Raw genomic sequence first — 21,223 nt, forward strand, 5'->3', positions numbered from 1 at the left:
TAGGGTTGTAGTACAGGTCTGACTTACGATGAATTGAATATCGAAAAGGTGGTGCTAAATATGCTAACGACTATATCTACACTTACAACAGCTACATTTACCGAATCTACTAATTCTTCCCCAGAAATAACAGCGGTTTTTCCAGTCGAGCGAGTGAGAAACGATAACGCAGAACGGGCAGGCGGGTGGCCAGTGCTTCCCAATGAAAAGGAATGTGGCCAGAGGTATGAGTGGCTGTTTTGCCATTTGAATATTGAAATCGTTTAACTATGTAGTTCATTAAGTGAGAACAACAGATAGGAAGTCATGTATGTCGTTAGCGTCGAGGTCGAGGTCGAAATTTGATATAGCTCAGAAAATATTCAGTACTGGTACATCATGTCCGAATCCGAATTTTATGACTATAAAAGTTAGAAAGATTGCTAATACCAGCGTTAACATAAAGAAGCAGAAGTGTTTTCGTGGAATAAGATGCTGGTTTTCGGCCCAAATCAAGAATAGACATTCTTCTATTGTCAATTCGACTTCCGCAGATCGTATAGTAAATCGACTATGTGAAGGAAATCATCGTGTAGCACTTATTAGCTTTGGTAAGTCTAAACATAGTGCAGTGGTAATTCGTTATCCTGATGGCCAATTTATTTATGTATCAATGTATGGAAATCACCCTCTATATAGAAACAAGGTTACTCGAGAGCGGGTACGTGAAGTTATTAATTGGGATATGCACAAGTGGAAGGATGGAGTTGATGAGAACAACCTTGTATTATTTTCAGAATCAGCTCTAGATATAGAAAAAATAGCTAAACATATTTTATCGAATATATTTGCCTTCAGGTTTAATCCTATAACGAATAATTGTTCTAGATTTGCAGCCGATGTTTTAATTGCAGGGTATAATGGAAGTCGTGAGAAATTAAAGCATGATCGACGCTTTCAAATGCCAGCCAATACCTTGCAGTTGGCGAAAGAGATTAAAGCCAATCAATCCAAACCTATGGAATGACCGATGATGTTGATGTTTACTCTTTGGTGATAATTTCACCTATTCCATATACTCACCTCACCTCACCTCACTGAGATTGAAAGATATATGATTTCAATCTCTGAAAGTAAGGGATTAGTGCCGCCAAAGTTGCCAAACAACTAGGCCGTTACATAGAATGCCCTGATAGCTCATTTCGGAGCACTTTCGTAATTCCCTTTCTTAACCCTAATCTGAACAATTGGATTTCAAGTAAATAACCTGAACTCGGGATAAAAATAGAAGGGAACTAAAAGCTGGTTCTGCGATCAGATCTTTCAATTAAGAGAGAACCGTCGCAAAGGAACCAGCTATGGATAAATTAGTGGACTTGTTTTGCCATGTCGATGACTTTTGTAAAGTTTTTCTGCCACAGTGGCAAAAACTTCAGCTTGAAAGCGGCGAACGAAAGCGCAACCGCAAAGGCAGGATGTCCGAAAGCGAAATCATGACAATCATTATCGCTTTCCATATGTCTCATCAGCGTGATTTCAAAAACTTTTACCTTGGGATCGTGCGTCGCCACTACAAGAGTTATTTCCCAACTCTGCTCAGTTACACACGGTTTCTTGAAGTAATGCCTTCAGTTCTTGTGCCACTCAGCTCTTTCTTTAGCCATGTCAAAGGTGAACCGACAGGCATTGAATTTATTGACTCTACGAGTATAAAAGTCTGCCACAACTTACGCATTCCGAGACATAAGGTTTTCAAAGGAACGGCGGCAAGGGGTAAAGGTACAATGGGCTGGTTTTATGGATTTAAACTTCACATCATAACCAATCATCTTGGCGATATCGTTGCAGCCAAACTTACCCCCGCCAATACCGATGATAGAAAGCCAGTCCGGGAACTATCAAAAGGCCTTCTTGACAAGCTCTATGCAGACAAAGGCTATATCAGTAAAGTACTTACCGAAGATTTAAAAGAAGACGGAATCACCCTAATTACCACCCACCGCAAGAACATGAAGCCGAAGGTACTTGCTGCTTGGGATAGAGCGATGCTGTCAAAAAGGTTTATTATCGAAACCATCAATGACCAACTGAAAAACATCTCTCAGATAGAGCACTCTCGTCATCGGAGCCTACATGGATTCATGCTGAACCTACTTGGCGGGTTAATCGCGTACTGTCTGAAGCCAGAAAAGCCATCGCTTAATATTACGAACACTGAAAAAACAGGACTGATGGCGATGGCTTAAACCGATCTGAGGTTAAATAGTCTAACTCACGATAGAGAGTTACATTTGAAAAACTAACGGGGTCATGTTTTGCCTTTTGCTAAATTTGCAAAGTTACAATACCCCATCTATCAGTACATAAGAAAGATGGGACGTCTTATCTCATCAAAGTAAAACTACTAGCCAAAACATTTAGTCCCAATTCCAAGGCCTGTTGCGTTAAAAGCAAAAGTGGCTTAAAAACTCTTACAAAAAGCTGAGTTATTACACTATTATAGTGTCAACAAATTTAACGGAATAAGGGTCATTAATTAAAATGATTGAAAATATTGCGTATTTTTTAGACTCTCAGCCATTTATCACGCTCTTTTTGGTCATTGGCATCGGCTACGCCGTTGGGAAAATTAATGTTGGTGGCTTTTCTCTTGGTATTGGCGCCGTACTTTTTGTGGGCTTAGCTTTCGGCGCTATTGCACCGAATGCGACCCCGCCTGGTTTGTTGGGTTTGATGGGGCTGGTGCTGTTTCTCTACGGTATCGGTATTCAATACGGTCGGCACTTTTTTTCTGGGTTAGCAAGCTCATTCGGTATCAAAGTCAATCTGTTAGCGGCTATCGCTGTGTTGGCCGGTTTTGGAACTGCCGTTTTGCTTAGCCAAACCATGCATTTTTCAACAGATTTTGCTGCAGGTATGTTTGCTGGTTCGTTGACCAGTACTGCCAGCTTACAGGCAGCGATTGATGCTTCGGGTAATAACGATCCTGCTGTTGCCTACGCGATTGCCTATCCCTTTGGTGTGTTCGGCCCGATGATATTTTTTTACTTAGCATTACGCATGTTTAAACCTGATATCGACGTTCCTGCTGCTAAGAGGCTGGCCATCGGTGAACTGGATGCAAAAACGCGGAACTTCACTGGGCTAACGGTTGGTAATGTGATGCATAAATTGCCCGATGAAGTGAACCTGCTCGCGATCAGGCGCAACAACGTTAACCTGATTCCAGAGAATGATCTACAGATTGATGTCAACGACACGCTCTTGGTCACAGGTTACCCTGAGCATATTGCTATGCTACAAGCAGCCGACACTGGCAACGTCTCCGAAGATAGACACAACCTCGACTATGAGCGGGTATTTGTCTCAAAAGAGCAATTAATTGGCAGAAAATTGCGCGATATTGCATTACCCAAACATATCTCGGTAGAAATTATTCAAGTTCGACGAGGCGATACCGATCTACTTGCCAAACCTGACTTGGAGCTTGAGTATGGTGACCAGCTAGGCATTTTAGTTGAATCAAGTAAAAAGGAGCAGATAAGAAAGCTGTTTGGTGATTCCATCAATGCTGAATTTCAATACAGTTTTGTGGCCATGGGGTTAGGCATTGCTGTTGGAGCAATGATTGGCTTAATCCCGTTCCCTATACCGGGTGTGGGAGAGGTTAAATTCGGAATAGCTGGTGGCGTATTGATTATGTCATTGGTGCTTGGCTATGTCGGGCGCCTTGGTCCGTTAAATTGGAGTATGCCGATAGTTGCGAATACCCTACTGCGCAATTTTGGTCTAACACTGTTCTTGGCTAGCGTTGGCATCTCTTCAGGTGCGCCATTTGTGAACAACATCGCAGGTGCAGGGCTGAGCATTTTTATCGCGGGGATCGTTGAGCTCGCAGTCGTCGTGTTGGTTGTTATCTTGATAGGACATTTCATCTTCAAAATTAAATTTGATGAGTTGTTAGGAATCGCATCCGGTGCAACTGGCAACCCTGCTATCCTTGCGTATGGTAATCAACTTGCGCCGACAGGGCGGCCAGAAATCTGCTATGCGATGATTTTTCCTGGCGTGGGTACCATACTGAAAATTATATTAGTGCAGTTTTTTATTGTTATTTAGTAAAGGTTGATGTGTCCCCACCAACATACTCACGTCACTTTGGTGGGGGATACTTGCTTAAACTGACATTCCACACAGGGCTCCGATAGATGGAATATTGGTCACGATGGTTAAAACCGTTATCTAGACTATACTATTACAGATCAAAAATTCGCCAAAGAACTAGGAATTACACGGTAATTTGGATTATGAGCTAGTATATTGTCGAGCCAACGCTGGTTGCCTTTATTATTGTCCAATATTCTTTAACTCGTTTAGCAATGGTATATCTGATTTATTTTCAATAATAGAAAGTACATATCATAATTTTTGGTCAAAATAATATTTTAGTAACGTCGCTTACGTACTGTTTACTATCAGAAAGACTCAAAAAATATACCAAAATATCCGTTATTCTTGTTATTTTATTTGTTAATATTAACTTTGATAGGTGAAATGCATTATTTTTTGATGGATTTGATCCATCAAATTAGATTGTCGACGAGAGTGTCATAGCTTTAAAATAAAGGCCAACAATAAGGTATAAAATTTGATCGTTAGACAATCGAAATGAGATATGAATGGATAGCTACTTACTTCCCGCAATAACCGCACTGTCAATTATTACTCTAAGTATTATCGTATTTTCCCGATTAGGTGTTGGAACCATTGTAGGTTTTATCGTTGCAGGTATCTTCTTAGGTCCGAATACTCCAGGTCCTATCGCGGCAAACAATATTGAATTAATTCAAAGCATTGCCGATTTTGGCATAGTATTATTTCTATTTACTCTTGGTTTAGGTATGAAACCTCGACAGCTTTGGGATATGAAAAAAACGATAGCTATACAAGGAATAGGTCAAGTTTTTATCACATCAGCTATGTTCTCATTTTTTGGGACATTATTAGGACTAACTTGGGAAGTAGGTTTTGTCATTGGTGCAATATTTTCCCAATCGTCTACTGCGGTCGTTATGACGCTTCTACAAGAAAAAAATCAACTCAACACAGCGTATGGCAAAAATATTTTTTCTAACTTGATGGCTCAAGACATGAGTGTTGTGCCAGTAATGGCATTGATCCCAATCCTCGCTCATCAACATAATGTAAGTGGTTACTCATTAACAACTAACACATTGATAGTCGCTGGTTTTTTGGTTGCTATTATTGTCCTTGCTCGCTACATACTACCGTTTTTTCTTAAAATTTGTGCAGCTAATGACAACAAATACGGTTTTGCCTTAAGTCTATTTTTAATGATATTGTTAACCGTATGGTTGTCAAACTATGCGGGAATGTCAGAAACTTTAGGGGCATTTTTATTCGGAATGCTATTATCAACATCTGACTTTAAATTAATGCTAGAAGACGTCGTATCGCCATTAAAAAGTGTATTGATGAGTCTTTTCTTTTTTGCTGTAGGTATGTCTATACAATTAGATGTGTTTTTTAATGACTTAGGCTACGTATTGCTGTGGTTATCTGCGGTCTTAATTGTTAAAACGGCAGTTTTAATCTTACTTGCTTTAATTGATGGAAAGGAACTATCTGTTAGCATCAAGAGTGGTTTTGCGTTAAATCAAGTTGGTGAGTTTGCCTTCGTATTATTTGGTATAGCTACAACTTCGGGTTTGCTTGATAGCAATAGTGCTGCAATTGGTTTTATTATTATCAGTATTAGTATGATCATCACACCTACTATGAATGGCCTCGGAGATAGGATTGTTAGTAAGTATTTATTGAGAGAAGATGGGAGTAAAATCAATAATACATCAGCTTATGAACTGGTTATTGTTGGTTTAGATGAGGTCGGTTTCTTAATCTCGTTATTAGCTGAACGAGCTAACATTAGCTACATTGCGTTTGATAACGATTATGAAAGTGTTAAAAGAGGTAAAGCATTAGGGCTAAACGCACATTATGGAGATATACTTAAACGTAGCATTCAAGATAAAGCACAATTATCAGAGGCGAAAGCAGCATTTATTACTGTTACTAGCCCGACTGTATTGAAAAATATGGCATTAAGATTAACGAAGTACCAGAATTTAGATATTTACGCTAGAACGAACACCAGAGAAGATGAAGTATTCTTAAAGAATAATGGGGTCAAATATGCTGGCTCTATATATGTAGAAAGCACTTTACAAAGAGGACGGGAACTTTTAAGTAATTTTGGCTTTTCAGAACAGGATTCCACAACACTAATTGATGCAATAAAAGATGAAATGAACAAAAATGGCTGCGAGCGTATAAAACAATAGTATAGGGGGAAATGATTTTTATCTTACATTGATAATAATAAACATATATGCATATCTTTCCTTCTTTTATCTAAGATGACAGCACGGGTTTGATTTTTGCTAAATTTGGCATCGAAAAGGGAGACACTTTATATGTTAAGTACGATATCCGCACTTATACCTATACCTGTAACCACTACACTCATTGGTAAGACGCTTGTCAGATCTATCGAGAGAATGCCGAACAGATTTTAGCTGCCGTGCGCCACATTGCAATAAATATGCTTAGAAATGACACAACTAGAAAAGCGAGCATACGCTGAAAAACTAAGATGGTAACGATGGAAATTAGCTATTTAGAGCAAATATTAGCTTCAGCTATGGGGGGGACAATAAATAACCACACGTGCTCTCACCTTGGAATTTAGCCTTGAATATTTATACGATACCAGCTTAAATCAACACTAAGTCATTCATTGAGGAAATTATTTTGATTAAAAACTTTCTCTGCCTTTTTCTATGTACTCTTCTGGTGGCATGTTCCAGTTTACCTGACAATACCACGCCACCGAGCACCGCATTGTATCAGTCAGATAGCAGCCAATTAAGTGTCAGCGTTGAAGAACAGCGTCAGAAACTCGGCTTAGCATCCGATGAGACATTCATGTTTTTACTCGAGACAGGAGTAGACTCTTTTGTTACACGTATCGCGTTAATCGAAGATGCACAAGAGAGTATTGATCTTCAATATTACCTGTTTCACTCCGATTTAAGTGGCGGCTTAATCGTTGCGGCGTTATGGCAAGCGGCCGAGCGCGGGGTTCGCGTGAGATTATTGGTTGATGACATAGATTTGGGTGGTAAAGACAATAGTATTGAACGCCTCAATGCACACCCTAATTTTGAAGTGCGAGTTTTTAACCCATTTGTCCGTGGTGAAAGTCGGACAATCCAATATGTCACCAAGCTGGGGAAGGTGACTCGACGTATGCACAACAAATCCTTTACTGTCGATGGTAGTGTTGCCATTTTAGGTGGCCGCAATTTAGCTGATGAGTATTTTACGGCTTCTGAAGAGGTCTCTTTTGGTGATATGGACGTTGTTTTTGCAGGAGAATCGGTTAAAGAGGTTCAACAAGCCTTTGATCTTTTTTGGAATAATAGCCTTAGCTACAACATTGAGCTACTCACTGACTATCGACCCCAGACCAGTGATTTAACTGCGCTTTCTGCGAGTTTTGATACGTTTATAAAAGACAACAAAAAGTCACAATATGTTGAGGCGGTCAATGACGACCACTTTATTGAACTCATTAAAGAGAATGAAAAGGTCCCATATGTAGGAAAAACCGTAGTGTTGTACGATGATCCTAGGAAAATAGTCTCATCTCGTGATAAGCAAGAATATAACCTAGCACCTAAATTGCACCCTTATGTGACAGCAACCAAGGAAGAATTAATCATCATCTCTCCTTATTTTGTACCTGGAAAAGACGGACTAGAGCTATTTCAAGAGATCGTTGATCGTGGGGTAAAAGTTAAAATCCTCACTAACTCAATGATGTCTAATGATGTATCACTGGTACACACTGGTTACTCTAAATACCGAAAAGCACTACTGGAAATGGGTGTCGAACTGCATGAGATAGACAGTCAAGAACTGGATGAATTATATGAGCTGTCTAATAAAAAACGCCCTTCTAATGCATCAAAATTGAGCTTACATGCGAAGTACTATGTAATGGACCGACATTTGGCTTTTATTGGTTCATTTAATTTAGATCCACGCTCTCGTAATGAAAATACCGAAATCGGTATTTTGACTAAATCTGAGGCGTTGGGTCGTTATCTTGCCCAGAAGTTTGATGATTATATTGATACGGTTGCGTTTAAACTGACTCTTGAAGATGGCGATATTGTCTGGACTAAAATGAAAGAAGGTAAGGCGATTCGATACACTAAAGATCCCTACAGCAGTTGGTGGGATCGCACCAAAAATAACATGGCAAAAATATTACCAATGGAATCACAATTATAAGCGGTGACAACATTAAGCCGCGAGGTAAGATCGTGAGCGTTTTTTTTAGCACTTAAAACGATTGATTTGAAGATTAACTTTAGGTGTGATCTTATGCTCTCTTTTGGGAGAGCAAGATGTCCGATATCTTTACTAAGCACTTTAGTTCGTTAGTTGATCCAAGACAGTCTGCAAAGGTCAGTTACCCGCTCTTTGATGTATTATTTCTGACTGTTCGCGCCGTTCTCACTTGTGCTGAAGGTTGGGAGGATATTGAAGATTTTGACCGAGCTCATCTTGGATGGTTGCAAGAAAAAGGGATTTTTGAGCAAGGTCTACCAGTTCATAACACGATAGATCGAGTCATTTCTCGTTTGGATGCAGAGCAGTTTCAACAATGCTTTACCCGTTGGGTTAACAGCTTATGTGAAGTAACGTAAAATCGCTTCATTGCCATTGATGGCAAGGCTCTTCGAAGTTCATATGACCGCAATTCAAGGTGTTCAACTATACACATGGTGAGTGCTTTTTGTGCTTAGAATGCGTTGGTCTGGGACAGGTTAAAACGTAACCGCGTCATAAACCACGCATTCAATTAAGCTGACACCAGTTTTATGATCTTATCTCAACCAACATGGAGATAAGATCATGGTTCACCGACGCTAAAGCGACCAGAAATGGCTGGAGATATTCCAGCAGTACGAAAGTAGTTCCCTGAATCAAAGAGAGTTCTGCCGACAGAACCAACTCAGCCCTTCAACCTTCTTTTCAAAACGACGTTCGCTGGAGCTTACTCAAGGTAATCCAAAGAGCGGATTTGTTCGAGCGGAAGTAGTTGAGCAAACCACTCGTTATCAAGTGACCGCTCCTATCAGTGCGGACATGACGCTCACTTTTAATAACGTCGAACTTAGTATTCCGCTAAACACCCCCGCAGGTTACCTGGCACAGCTTATCCGTGAGCTGTCATCATGAAGGGATTAGTTAACCCTTCAGCTATCTACCTGTATCGTGAATTCGTTGACTTCAGAAAGTCCATCAACGGACTGGCAGCTTCGAACTTTTAATATCGCGATAACCTGATTCGATTTCCCATCTTTCACGTATCATCAGGGTATCGTTCAAGCCCCCACGTTCGTCCACACTGTTTAAACAGCCACTCTGGCGCAGCTTTACCTAAACGTTGCCTTGTCTTGGTTAACGCACTTTTGGCTAACAACTCTTCATCAGCTAAGCCATCCGCACAGACATTCATTCTTCGTGCGACTTCGGCAATAGGTTCATTGCGGAAGAATGCCATACCGTCAATTAACCACAAAACCATATCACTTGGTAATCGGCGTCGGCGGATAGTAGCTTTATCAGAAAGAGCTGCCGCCTTAGCGACCCACTCGTCTGGGATATGTTCAGAGAAAGTGGTGAGTTGGGCTACATCAACAGGACTTTCTTCGAGGAAATCGGCAAAACAGTTTTGAATAGACATAAAAAAATCGGAAACTTAAAGACAGGCTTCCGATTATCTCTCATCAGAAGGATAGGTCAGCCGATCCTTATCTAATCTACACTGTGGTATAACTGACTTTTATCGAAGTTAACTCATTGTAAAATTGTCTATTTTTACAATTTATGGCCGATTGTCGTGAAGCCAGATAACAGCCTATCTAAGTCAAATTGAGTCAGGGTGTACATCTGTTTTTTCTCTTGCGTGGGCCATTTGAATTTGGCTTTTTCGAGCCGTTTATACCACAGGGCAAAGCCCGTTTTATCCCAGTACAACACTTTGATTTTATCGCGCTGTTTATTGGTAAACAGGAACAATGCTCCGCTGCCAAGAGGCAAGTTCGTGTCACTTTCGATAATCGCGGCAAGGCCGTTGATGAACTTTCTAAAATCGACACTTTCACGATATAAATAAATCTCTGGGGCGCTGAGCATACATTTCATGACAGCGCACCGATAAGTTCTGCAAGATAGGCTGCTGGCGTGCCTTGTGGGATGCTCAGTTCAACATCGTTGACAAGTAGTGTCATGTTGGCCAGTGCAACTGCTTTGATACTTTGTGGTCTTTTCAACGACTTCTGCTTTAACAAAGCCAACTGCGTTCGGTTTTTCGAAGTGCTTTAATTGTTGGCGCTTAGCATAAAAAGTGGAAAGGCTCAGGCCGTTACGTTCACAGAATAATCGTTGTGATAGCTGGCTGGATTCATATTGTTCGAACAGGGTGCGCCACTCTTGGTTAGTGCGTCGTTTGGCCATTTCAAATCTCCTTTGGGTTGGAGGTTTGATCTTATTATTTGGGCTAGACGATTAGAATGCGGGGTTGATGAGACTTGCAAATATGCGCATGGTTGCTTACTATTCGTTGTCGGCTGAAACGGAGCTTGTTTTGTTACTTCACGCTCCGCGACAACTTACATGTAATAAACTACCTTTTTGCCACCTACCTCAAGGTGGGCTTGTTGCAGATAACAATACTGCAGAAGGACGAGTTAAAAATCGCCGAGATGAAGTCACCATCCCTCACTTCCAGTTTCAAGAGTAGATTGTATTATGATGAATAAATGCTTTAAATCCCTATTTTTAATATGGACTACCTCACTATTAATACTATTAACCGGTTTTAATTCAGAAGGCGCCTTTTTTGAATCAGCCATAAAATTAGAACGTATAGATATCATCGCATCGCCAATAACAACACAAGGCATGAGTCAGCTGACGCTTGCAGTAGGTAACAAGCAGCCCTTTGAAGCAGTTGGCCACTACTCTGATGGCTCATCTCATCCATTGACGGATTTAACCGTGAGTGATTGGCACACAAGTGACTCTGAAGTAGGACGCTTTGATGAGCCAGGCGTATTGACTGCGGTTGAGATGGGTAATACGACACTTACGGCCACCAAAGATGGCGTGACCAGTAATACGGTGAACGTGAATGTCTCGGCAGCGGTCATCACATCGATTCAAGTGACGCCTTCACCGGTCAACGTAGCAAAAGGTCAGACTCGGCAGTTAGTAGCGACCGCAACTTACAGTGATAGCTCATCATCGGATGTGAGCAGCAGTGTATCTTGGGCGCCGGTTGATACCGCAACGGCTACCGTGTCATCAACTGGTTTATTGACTGCGGTTGAGGTGGGTAATACGACACTCACGGCCACCAAAGATGGTGTGACCAGTAATACGGTGAACGTGAATGTCTCGGCAGCGGTCATCACATCGATTCAAGTGACGCCTTCACCGGTCAACGTAGCAAAAGGTCAGACTCAGCAGTTAACCGCAACAGCGATATTCAGTGATGGGACGTCCTCTGACATCTCTAGCTCAGTGACGTGGGCGCCGGTTGATACCGCAACGGCTACCGTGTCATCAACTGGTTTATTGACTGCGGTTGAGGTGGGTAATACGACACTCACGGCCACCAAAGATGGTGTGACCAGTAATACGGTGAACGTGAATGTCTCGGCAGCGGTCATCACTGTAATTCTAGTGACGCCTTCACCAGTGAATATTGCGAAAGGTCAGACTCAACAGTTAACCGCAACAGCGATATTCAGTGATGGGACGTCCTCTGACATCTCTAGCTCAGTGACGTGGGCGCCGGTTGATACCGCAACGGCTACCGTGTCATCAACTGGTTTATTGACTGCGGTTGAGGTGGGTAATACGACACTCACGGCCACCAAAGATGGTGTGACCAGTAATACGGTGAACGTGAATGTCTCGGCAGCGGTCATCACATCGATTCAAGTGACGCCTTCACCGGTCAACGTAGCAAAAGGTCAGACTCAGCAGTTAACCGCAACAGCGATATTCAGTGATGGGACGTCCTCTGAAATCTCTAGCTCAGTGACGTGGGCGCCGGTTGATACCGCAACGGCTACCGTGTCATCAACTGGTTTATTGACTGCGGTTGAGGTGGGTAATACGACACTCACGGCCACCAAAGATGGTGTGACCAGTTATACGGTTAACGTGAATGTCTCGGCAGCGGTCATCACTGCAATTCAAGTGACGCCTTCATCGGTCAATGTAGCAAAAGGTCAGACTCAACAGTTAACCGCAACAGCGATATTCAGTGATGGGACGTCCTCTGACATCTCTAGCTCAGTGACGTGGGCGCCGGTTGATACCGCAACGGCTACCGTGTCATCAACTGGTTTATTGACTGCGGTTGAGGTGGGTAATACGACACTCACGGCCATCAAAGATGGCGTGACCAGTAATACGGTGAATGTGACTGTGATTGTGTGTAACGACTTAGCTGGTGCATGTATTGACATCTTCGATACAGGTAGTGGTAAAGTATTTACCAACTCACCATCAGTGGCCTATCTAAACAGCATTGGCGGTAGTGCTACAAACGGTACTTATACTGAAAGCGGAAGTTTCGGCCCAACTGGTGATTTTTACCTATTCGACTGGAATAACGCAGATGCACTGTGTACTACCTACAACACCCATAGTCTCGGCGGACGAACTAACTGGCGTTTAGCGACAAGATACGAGTTACTAACGGATCTATACGCCGCATCCGGCAATATGTTTACCGCGCGCGGTTGGCCGACCACCAGCAACTATTGGTCGGTGACACCTGATGGTTCTTACTATTACGGCGTGAACCTCTTCAATGGTGGCGTCTACAGCCGTAATCCGAGCCTCACGACCTACGCGTCCTGCGTCTCAAATCCTTAAAGTTGAGCGTTTAGAGTTTAACGTTATGACCCTTTTTCATCAGTTCAGTTCGAATACGTCTACTGCCCATGAATGGATACTGACGGTGAATTTCGTCAATCATACGGCGCAACTCAATCTCCTCAGCAGAGAGTCCGATAGGCTGATAGTAAGCCGTAGAGCGAGCAATATTGAGAAACTCACACTGACGCTTTATCGGTAGTTGGGTGGATTTAACCAGCGAACTCTTTCGCTGGGCTCGGTCTAATGACCGAGCACTTTGGCCAAAAAATCATTTTCCATAGTCAATTGACCGATTTTGGCGTGAAGTTTGTCTACCTCTTCGGAATTGTCTTTGCCTAACTGGTTTTCAGAGGCAAAGATCATGGCTGCGTTCTCAAGCAGTTCTTTTTTCAGGTTGATATTTGGTTGGCGTGTAGGTTGTATTTATGTGCTAGCTCAGCGACAGTTTTATCACCTTTAGCAGCAGCTAATGCCACTTTAGCTTTAAACTCGGGAGAGTGGTTTCTACGTTTTCTAGTCATAATCTGTTCCAGTACTGTGGGTACTATCAAAACAGATAAATCACTTAAAGTCATGTCCGAAAATTGGGGACCACTTCTATTCAAGGCAACTGGCCAAAGGAGTGGGCGTGCCTATAGGGATGACCGATGAGATCGATGTTCACTCTCTCATGATAATTTTAAATTATAAAAATAATAATTATTGATAATTTTTAAAAATCAATCGTTCTCCCTATACTCACTTCATCGAAACAAGTTATCAATTAATCATCTGAATTTGAGGTTTAAGTTATGAAAATGAATCATGTGGGTATTATGGTCGGCGATATGGATAAAGCGGTTGAGTTTTATACCAAGGCACTCGGCCTAAAAGTGGTAATGGGCAATACTAAAGTTGAAGAAGAGCGTGAAACAGCTATTGGCAGAATGTGTATTGCGGTATTTGGCGAAGGTTTTAAAGGTTTTAACATTGCACACTTAGTTACCAATGACGGTATTGGTTTTGAGTTGTTTGAAATGAAAGAACGTGCTGAGAAGCACGAAGTGGATTTCTCTCGCATCGGTATTTTCCATTTTTGTCTTCAAACCGATGACTTCCATGGTGTTATTGAGCGTACTGAAAAATTTGGCGGTAAAGTCCGCATGGATATTATGCGTTATCACCCTGAAGATGATAGCAAGCAAGCCCAAATGGTTTACTTAGAAGACCCGTTTGGTAACCTATTTGAACTTTACTCACACACCTATGAAGAGACTTATGCTTCTGAGTATGAGTAATACCATATATGGTATAATCAATCATTTAATATAATGAAGAGGTGACCTTACTGGTCACCTTTTTCTCAAATGAGCTTAAACAAACATAGAAGAATCTCTATTTATTTCAACACGCTACAGTGTCCATAGTATCAACGCCAATATTTGCGGCGATAAGATACGCAAACACATGACTAGTGGATAAACGGTGGCATAAGCTAAAGCCGATGCACCACTGGTTTCATGTAGTGCATTAGCAAAGGCAAGGGCGGGTGGATCGGTCATCGAACCGGCTAACATCCCGCAAATCGTGAGATAGTTAATATGCCCCAGCACGCGAGCCAAAATTCCTACAGTGATTAATGGAATTGCTGTGATGAGCGCGCCATATCCCATCCAACTGACTCCATCGCCTTGTACGAGAGTCTCGACAAAGTTACCACCAGATTTTAGTCCTACGACAGCCAAAAACAGTACAATGCCAATTTCACGCAGTGCTAAGTTAGCACTCGGTGGCATGAACCAATACATTTTACCTATGCTACCGATACGGGCCAAAATTAGAGCGACAATCAGTGGTCCACCTGCTAAGCCAAGTTTGATCGCCGCGGGAAAACCAGGTAGGTAGAAAGGAATTGATCCCAATAAAACGCCAAGTCCAATCCCAACAAATACGGGGAGCATTTGCACATGTTGGAGTTTCTGGTGCGCGTTACCAACCATACCACTTACCGCTTCAATGGCTTCTTGGCGACCGACTAAATTAAGAATGTCACCAAATTGTAGGGTAGATTGGCTGGTTGGGATTAGCTCGACCCCTGCGCGGTTTAAGCGTGAGACGACGACATCGTATTTCTCTTTAAGATCTAAATCGCGCAGTTTTTTGCCCAACACGATTTCATTGGTAACGACCAAGCGTTGTACACGCAGTTCCGTGCCTCGTGTTGAGAGTGATGCGTCAACTTCTTCACCAATCACCAAGCGAGCTTTATCAAGCGCTTGCTTATCGCCGACGAGATGCAGTAGGTCGTTCACTTCTACTCGTGAATCGGGTTTTGGCACAGAAAGTTGCTCGCCTCGTTTTAAGCGAGAGCAGACAATATCCCCTTCACTTAAAGCGGGAATATCCTTTAAAAGTAACCCATTGAGATTCGGGTTTTTGATGGCGACGTTGATGGTATGTAAGCTTTCTTTTTTATGGCCATTTTTGATTTCAAATTCGTCGGCTTCTGCGTCAACACTCACGCGAAATATGACTCTCAGTAGCCACATGGTTAGCAAAATACCACAGATGCCAAATGGGTAAGCTATTGCGTAGCCCATCCCAGTTAAATCGAGTAAGTTCTGTTGGCCGCCTAGTTCGGTTAAGATCTGTTGCCCTGCGCCGAGAGAAGGAGTGTTAGTGACCGCACCGGAAAACACGCCAAGAATGACAGGCAGTGGAACGTCAAACAGGTAATAAAGGGCGACAGTAACGATACAACCTAATAATACGACAAGGGCTGCAAAAGCATTGAGCTTAAGCCCAGAGCTTCGTAACGAAGAGAAAAAACCAGGACCAACCTGAATGCCTATGGTGTAAACGAATAAGATAAGTCCGAATTCTTGAATAAAGTGCAAGGTATTGTAGTCAAGGACGATTCCCCAAGATCCAGTAAAGTGTCCGACGAGAATGCCACCAAACAGCACTCCACCGATACCTAAACCAACCCCATATACTCGCCAATTGCCAATCCACAACCCAAGCACAGCCACCAGCGAAAGAATGCTGATAGAAAGTGCAATATCACTCATAGTGAGTCTCCTAATCAATTAAAAAATTGCTGATGGGCAAGCTTTAATGAACGGCAGGCAGGGGTAGGCGTAAGAACTTGGTGGTGGTTATGTCTACAGCTGGAGGGTTCAAATACTGCATTGGGAGTCCACCCGATAAAATGAGCTCTCGATGTAGCTTTGTGGTTGCCCTAAACTTATTACCAGTAATACTGCAATTGACGTGGGTTGTTAACGATAGCTATGCAAAAATGTGCACCTAAACGAATAATAAATTCAGGCAATAAATATTTGTTAAATAAGGGTTAATGAAGTTTTACGGCGATGAGATATCCTTGTCTTCTATCTTTTGATTACCTTAAGAAAGGATTGGTTTGTCTTACTCTAATCTCTTTTCACAGGTGATACACGTTTGGTTTCGTCCAGTATCTTTTGCTTGATAAAGCATTTTGTCGGCTAATGCGATTAATTGCTCTGATGAATGAGTACCTTCTAGGTCAACTGCGCCCCCAATACTAACGGTCAAAAAACCGTTTTCCGCCGCTGGGTGGTCGATACTTAGCGCTTTGATCTGATCTTGAACAAGGCTGGCCACGTGCCAAATACCTTCTTGGTCTGTTTCAGGAAGAATAATGGCAAACTCTTCACCCCCATACCGCGCAGCGATATCGGTCGGTCTTCGGCAGCATTGGTGTAAAGCGGTGGCAACTTTCTTTAAACAGTCATCACCTTCTAGGTGACCAAATGTGTCGTTATATTGTTTAAAATAATCAATATCGATCAGTAATAACGAAAGCGGCTGTTTTTTTCGGTAAGCTTGCGCTAAGTGAGACTTTAAGTGTTGATCGAAATAGCGGCGATTGTTAAGGCCGGTAAGACCGTCTAAATACGCTAAAGATCGCAGCAGATCAGCTTGGTGTTTTAGTGTTAAGTGAGCTTTGATGCGATTTTTTAACGTATTGACATTAAAGGGTTTTTTAAGAAAATCCACGCCGCCAGCTTCCCAGCATGCATCTTGATCTTCTTGTGCGGTTAGTCCAGTAATAAAAATAATAGGTATATTAGCAATCGTTGGGTCACTTTTGAGCAAGCGGCAGGTTTGTAAACCATCTATTTCAGGCATGATGACATCGAGTAATACCAGGTCGGGTTGGCTTTCTTTACAAACGCTGATTGCTTGCTTTCCTGATGTCGCCATCAATATCTGATACTCATCTTTCAATAACTGATAGATAAGCTGAATATTGGTTGGCTGATCATCAACAATGAGTACTGTGAAGTCAGTTTTCTTATTAAAGCTTGATAAATCATAATTAGATAGCATCAGAAAACTCCTGGCATTTCATGATTTCTTTTAGTATTGCAGCTGCTTGTTCAAACGCCAAATTTTGCACTTGTTCTGCAAGTTGTTTTGTTAATTCTTCATCAACCGTTTTTAATTGTGCTGAGATTTCTTCAAATACTGTCGTCGCCTCCATATTTGAAGTGTTGAAACATCGCTCGAGCACCAGCAGTTTTTCTCTAAATATTGCTTTATCCATAGCGGGTGGTGTTGCAGTTGTTGGTTGCTCGTCGCTGAGTAAATTGATCAATGATTTCAGTTGTGATTGGGCAAATAGAACGTCGGCTAATAAGCTACTATTTCTTTTCATCGTTTCCGTGGTTGCTATTGAACATTCGTATTCCGCTTTCTCTAACTTTTTCGATAATGGTATGAGTCCACAGCTTGCTGAGCCGCTTTTTAAACTGTGGTAGACACGCAATGCCACATCAGTGACAAGTTCAGTCGCTTGCAATTGTGATATAGCTTCCTGCATATCAATAACAAATTGATTAACTACTTTTAGGTAAACAGAGAAATCACCGATGCGAGTTATCGCTTGATGAAGTTCAATACCATGTTTATCTGCATACTCTTGGGCTTGTACTGATATTTTTTGATTGCGGGGAGCTACAGTTTTTCGTTCTACTGGCAGGTCTGTTGGAGCAGAGCTTTGAGTAACGAAGTGTTGAATTTTTTGAATCACCTCATTGATTTCAAAAGGTTTGGCGATGTGCTCATTCATACCAGCAGCTAAACAGGCGGCTTTGTCTTCTGGCCGCGCATTAGCAGTCATTGCTAGTATTGGTAGTTGGTTAAGCTTCATATTTTGTCGGATCTGACGAGTGGTTTCATAACCGTCCATGCCGGGCATTTGAATATCCATCAATACTAGTGAGAATTGCTGATTTTGTAGTATTTCTAGTGCCTTAAAGCCACTTTCTGCTTCAATAATGGTTGCACCGCGTTGACTGAGCAATTCAGTTGCGACCAAACGGTTAGTCGGATTATCTTCAACAAGCAATATATTGATCCCCGCTAAGGTATCGTTTGAATTTTTGGTAATCCGTGTTTCTTCAAGTGTCGTGCTCTTACTTTGAAGCACATTGATAATGGTTTGTTTGATTAGCTCTGGCGTTACCGGTTTTATTAAAACGGTTTCTAAAAGCTCATGGGTGGCTTCTAAATGTTTATCGAGAATTTCTCGGCCAAAAGCGGTGATCATGATGACCAACGGTGTTTTTTTGATATTTTTTTGGTTTTTGATTGCGCGAGTAAGGGCCAATCCATCCATATCCGGCAGTTTCCAGTCAACAAATGCGAGATCAATCACCTCATCTTGTTGAGCTAAGTGATTTAGCTGTGCTAAAGCCTTATCTGCATTAGGCGCGGCAAATACTTGACAGCCGAGTCGTTGCAGTGTGTCTTGAAGGATTAGACGTGCGGTTTCATTATCTTCAACCAATAATATTTTTAAACCATGTGTAATATGTGAGTAGATGTCAGTGCACACAGGTGAGAAATCTAAGGTAATGGTGAAAGCAAATTCGCTCCCTTCATCAAGTTGACTTGTCACGCTAATGTCACCTTGCATCAGATTGACTAACCGTTTAACGATTGATAAACCTAGGCCTGTACCACCATATTTTCGGCTAATAGACGACTCTGCTTGACTAAAGCCATTAAAAATAATCGCTTGCTGTTCTTGAGTCATCCCAATACCCGTGTCAGACACTTTAAATAGCAAGGTGCAGCTATTGCCTGAAACTTGTTGTGTTTCTATAGATATTTTAATTTCACCGCTATTAGTGAATTTAATGGCGTTGCCGGCTAAATTTAACAATATTTGCCGCAGGCGTAAGCTGTCGCCGATCAAGATGGTTGGAACATCTGGCGCAACTTGATAAATGATTTCAATGGCTTTGTTTTGAAGGCTTGAGGATAGGAGTATACCTGTCTCTTGTAGCAGTTCCGGCAGTGAGAATGGAGATTGCTCTAATTCGAGTTTTCCGGCTTCTACTTTAGAGAAATCTAAAATATCGTTCAAAAGAATGAGTAGCGACTGAGCCGCACTTTTAGTCTTATTTAAGTAATCGGTTTGTTGGCTACTTAACTCAGTATTGAGGGTCATCTGCAGTAACCCCAAAATTGCATTCATTGGGGTGCGAATTTCATGACTCATGTTCGCTAAAAAATCAGACTTAGCTTGGTTTGCGTACTCAGCTTGTTCTTTGGCTTCCGCTAGTTCTTTCTCTTTTTGTAGCTGTTCGGTTAAGTCATAAGCTATACCTAAGAAGCCGACTAGCTGACCGTGATCATCTCTTAATCCACTGACATACAGTTTAACCGGAATGTGTTGGCCGTTTTTACTGACGTAAGTCCAGCGATTAATATCGGATTTGCCTAATTTTGCTTTAGCGACAAAGGCATCAAATCCGGCTTCTACAGTTTTGCCTAATTCTAACGACAGCTCTTTTGCTCGTCGAACGACCTCTTCAGGTAAGTGAAATATGGCCGGTGTTTTTTTTCCTACCACTTCACTGGCGCTGTAGCCGACTAGTTTTTCTGCTGAAGGGTTAAATACAGTGATTACTCCATCGAAATCAGTCGCGATAATAGCGTAACCCGCACTGCTTAAAATACTACGTTGCAGAGCATTTACCTGTGAAATTTCTTCTGTTCTTTGGTTTACTAATTTTTCTAATTGAAGATTAGTTTCCGTCAGTGTTGCTTCCCTAGCTTGAGCGAGTTCAATTTTGTGGTTGGCTAACTGAGCACGACGTGAACGTATCATTTGAATAATAAAGACAGTCAACATGAGCAGTAATGTGGCCGTCAAGATTTCGTGATAAGTCTGGTTGTAAGCATTTAATGGCAGGGATTCGATAAACTTATTGGTAGCGATAAGATTGAGCTCCCATTGACGTCCAAACAAATCAATGGTTTGAGTTACTTGATAAGGGGTCCTATTTTGAATTGAGCCGCGAGTGAAAAAATGATTTGAAGTACCGTCATTGATATCACCTATGGTCAGAATAACATCGTCATTGAGGCCGGCCACTGCACTTAACACTTCATCTATCAAAATAGGTGCATAACTCCAGCCTACCAGCTTACTTAATCGTTCTTCCACAGAAGAGGAATCCGCTATTTTATCGGTGTTGTACACTGGCATTAGTATTAGAAACCCTTGCAGTGCTTTTTTGTTGGCTTGCACAAGAGTTATAGGAGCAGTGAGACGTACCGAGTTATTTTTGGCTGCATCTAAAGCTGCGGCACGACGCATAGCCTCTGAACCAATGTCTAAGCCGACCGCTTGTTTATTACGCTCTTCGGGCTCAATGTATTGGATGACAAACAAGCTGCTATTGTGTTCTGAAAGTGAGCGAATGTTGAAGGTTTTGTCCGGCCTGTCTAGGCGAGCTTGCTTAAGGAACATTTCTTTTTGCTGCGGTTCAACAAAGCGGATAAATCCAAAGCCACGAGCACCTGGAAATTCTTTGGGATAGTCACGAGTCTGGGTATAGCGAAACATTTGCTCATAATCAAATGCATCGACACCGGCAGTCATTACCGCACCTCTAAAGCCACGTATTCCATATTGATATAGAGTAACTTTTTCCGCTACCCCATCGCTAATCTGCTGCAATCGAGCAGATAAATCATGTTGTATATGCTCAATTCGCTCTGTCTGATGCAGTTGATTAAAATGACTTGCGGTAAATAAACCAAAGATAAGAATAATCAAAGGCAGCCAAAGTGCATTTAAGATTGTCTTATTTAACTTTAAAGCAGCTTTCGGGCGTGCTTTTTGCGATAGATCCATTATCTTTTTCCTGCT

Annotated in this window: 13 protein-coding genes and 5 pseudogenes; 11 read left to right on the plus strand and 7 right to left on the minus strand. The window is 41.9% G+C overall.

Features of this window, described 5'->3' with window-relative positions; all coding sequences use genetic code 11:
* Nucleotides 1–397 precede the first annotated feature (397 nt).
* From MCT08_RS06455 to tnpA (MCT08_RS06485), 8 genes and pseudogenes are all read left to right on the plus strand, one after another.
* Entirely contained in the window at nucleotides 398–1,006 is a 609-nt protein-coding gene (locus MCT08_RS06455) for a hypothetical protein (protein ID WP_274678074.1), read from the plus strand.
* A 331-nt stretch (nucleotides 1,007–1,337) separates the two neighbouring features.
* Entirely contained in the window at nucleotides 1,338–2,225 is an 888-nt protein-coding gene (locus MCT08_RS06460; protein WP_168521016.1) for an IS982 family transposase, read from the plus strand.
* 295 nt (nucleotides 2,226–2,520) lie between these two features.
* Nucleotides 2,521–4,098: an aspartate:alanine exchanger family transporter gene (locus tag MCT08_RS06465; RefSeq protein WP_274675659.1), complete on the plus strand. Its 1,578-nt coding sequence runs from the start codon at nucleotides 2,521–2,523 to the stop codon at nucleotides 4,096–4,098.
* A 560-nt stretch (nucleotides 4,099–4,658) separates the two neighbouring features.
* Entirely contained in the window at nucleotides 4,659–6,341 is a 1,683-nt protein-coding gene (locus tag MCT08_RS06470) for a cation:proton antiporter domain-containing protein (RefSeq protein WP_274675685.1), read from the plus strand.
* 191 nt (nucleotides 6,342–6,532) lie between these two features.
* Nucleotides 6,533–6,748: pseudogene (locus MCT08_RS18665) on the plus strand (hypothetical protein); the annotation flags it as partial.
* A 104-nt stretch (nucleotides 6,749–6,852) separates the two neighbouring features.
* Nucleotides 6,853–8,358, plus strand: a complete 1,506-nt coding sequence (locus tag MCT08_RS06475; RefSeq protein ID WP_274678075.1) for a phospholipase D family protein — start codon at nucleotides 6,853–6,855, stop codon at nucleotides 8,356–8,358.
* A 116-nt stretch (nucleotides 8,359–8,474) separates the two neighbouring features.
* Nucleotides 8,475–8,905, plus strand: a pseudogene (locus MCT08_RS06480) (ISAs1 family transposase); the annotation flags it as partial.
* Between the two features lie 113 nt (nucleotides 8,906–9,018).
* Entirely contained in the window at nucleotides 9,019–9,312 is a 294-nt protein-coding gene (tnpA, locus tag MCT08_RS06485) for an IS66 family insertion sequence element accessory protein TnpA (RefSeq protein ID WP_274675688.1), read from the plus strand.
* 127 nt (nucleotides 9,313–9,439) lie between these two features.
* On the opposite strand, the pseudogene MCT08_RS06490 reads toward tnpA (MCT08_RS06485), so the two are convergent.
* From MCT08_RS06490 to tnpA (MCT08_RS06500), 3 genes and pseudogenes are all read right to left on the minus strand, one after another.
* Nucleotides 9,440–9,820 (minus strand): annotated as a pseudogene (locus MCT08_RS06490) (transposase domain-containing protein); the annotation flags it as partial.
* A gap of 134 nt (nucleotides 9,821–9,954) precedes the next feature.
* Nucleotides 9,955–10,281: an IS66 family insertion sequence element accessory protein TnpB gene (gene tnpB / locus MCT08_RS06495; RefSeq protein WP_168780387.1), complete on the minus strand. Its 327-nt coding sequence runs from the start codon at nucleotides 10,279–10,281 to the stop codon at nucleotides 9,955–9,957.
* Nucleotides 10,278–10,593: pseudogene (tnpA, locus tag MCT08_RS06500) on the minus strand (IS66 family insertion sequence element accessory protein TnpA). The gene tnpB and the pseudogene tnpA (MCT08_RS06500) overlap by 4 nt, the downstream one beginning before the upstream one ends.
* A gap of 67 nt (nucleotides 10,594–10,660) precedes the next feature.
* Between tnpA (MCT08_RS06500) and MCT08_RS06505 the strand changes: the two are divergent.
* Nucleotides 10,661–10,879, plus strand: coding sequence for a hypothetical protein (locus MCT08_RS06505; protein ID WP_274678076.1), 219 nt, complete (start codon nucleotides 10,661–10,663; stop codon nucleotides 10,877–10,879).
* A gap of 161 nt (nucleotides 10,880–11,040) precedes the next feature.
* Nucleotides 11,041–13,029, plus strand: coding sequence for an Ig-like domain-containing protein (locus MCT08_RS06510; protein ID WP_274678077.1), 1,989 nt, complete (start codon nucleotides 11,041–11,043; stop codon nucleotides 13,027–13,029).
* 19 nt (nucleotides 13,030–13,048) lie between these two features.
* Here the strand turns inward: MCT08_RS06510 and MCT08_RS06515 are convergent.
* Nucleotides 13,049–13,553: pseudogene (locus MCT08_RS06515) on the minus strand (transposase family protein); the annotation flags it as partial.
* Between the two features lie 270 nt (nucleotides 13,554–13,823).
* On the opposite strand from MCT08_RS06515, the gene MCT08_RS06520 reads away from it, so the two are divergent.
* Complete coding sequence (locus MCT08_RS06520; RefSeq protein WP_168521653.1) at nucleotides 13,824–14,309, plus strand: VOC family protein; 486 nt, start codon at nucleotides 13,824–13,826, stop codon at nucleotides 14,307–14,309.
* Between the two features lie 114 nt (nucleotides 14,310–14,423).
* Here the strand turns inward: MCT08_RS06520 and MCT08_RS06525 are convergent, their stop codons facing one another.
* The 3 genes from MCT08_RS06525 to MCT08_RS06535 all read right to left on the minus strand — a co-directional run bounded on the left by MCT08_RS06525 (nucleotide 14,424) and on the right by MCT08_RS06535 (nucleotide 21,208).
* Entirely contained in the window at nucleotides 14,424–16,082 is a 1,659-nt protein-coding gene (locus tag MCT08_RS06525; RefSeq protein WP_053309245.1) for a putative transporter, read from the minus strand.
* 358 nt (nucleotides 16,083–16,440) lie between these two features.
* Entirely contained in the window at nucleotides 16,441–17,385 is a 945-nt protein-coding gene (locus tag MCT08_RS06530) for a diguanylate cyclase domain-containing protein (protein ID WP_274678078.1), read from the minus strand.
* The gene (locus MCT08_RS06535) at nucleotides 17,375–21,208 is read right to left on the minus strand and encodes a PAS domain-containing hybrid sensor histidine kinase/response regulator (RefSeq protein ID WP_274678079.1); all 3,834 of its coding nucleotides are present in this window, start codon (nucleotides 21,206–21,208) and stop codon (nucleotides 17,375–17,377) included. The genes MCT08_RS06530 and MCT08_RS06535 overlap by 11 nt, the downstream gene beginning before the upstream one ends.
* Nucleotides 21,209–21,223 lie beyond the last annotated feature (15 nt).

This window comes from Vibrio aestuarianus, from assembly GCF_028858425.1.
Taxonomy (GTDB): domain Bacteria; phylum Pseudomonadota; class Gammaproteobacteria; order Enterobacterales; family Vibrionaceae; genus Vibrio; species Vibrio aestuarianus.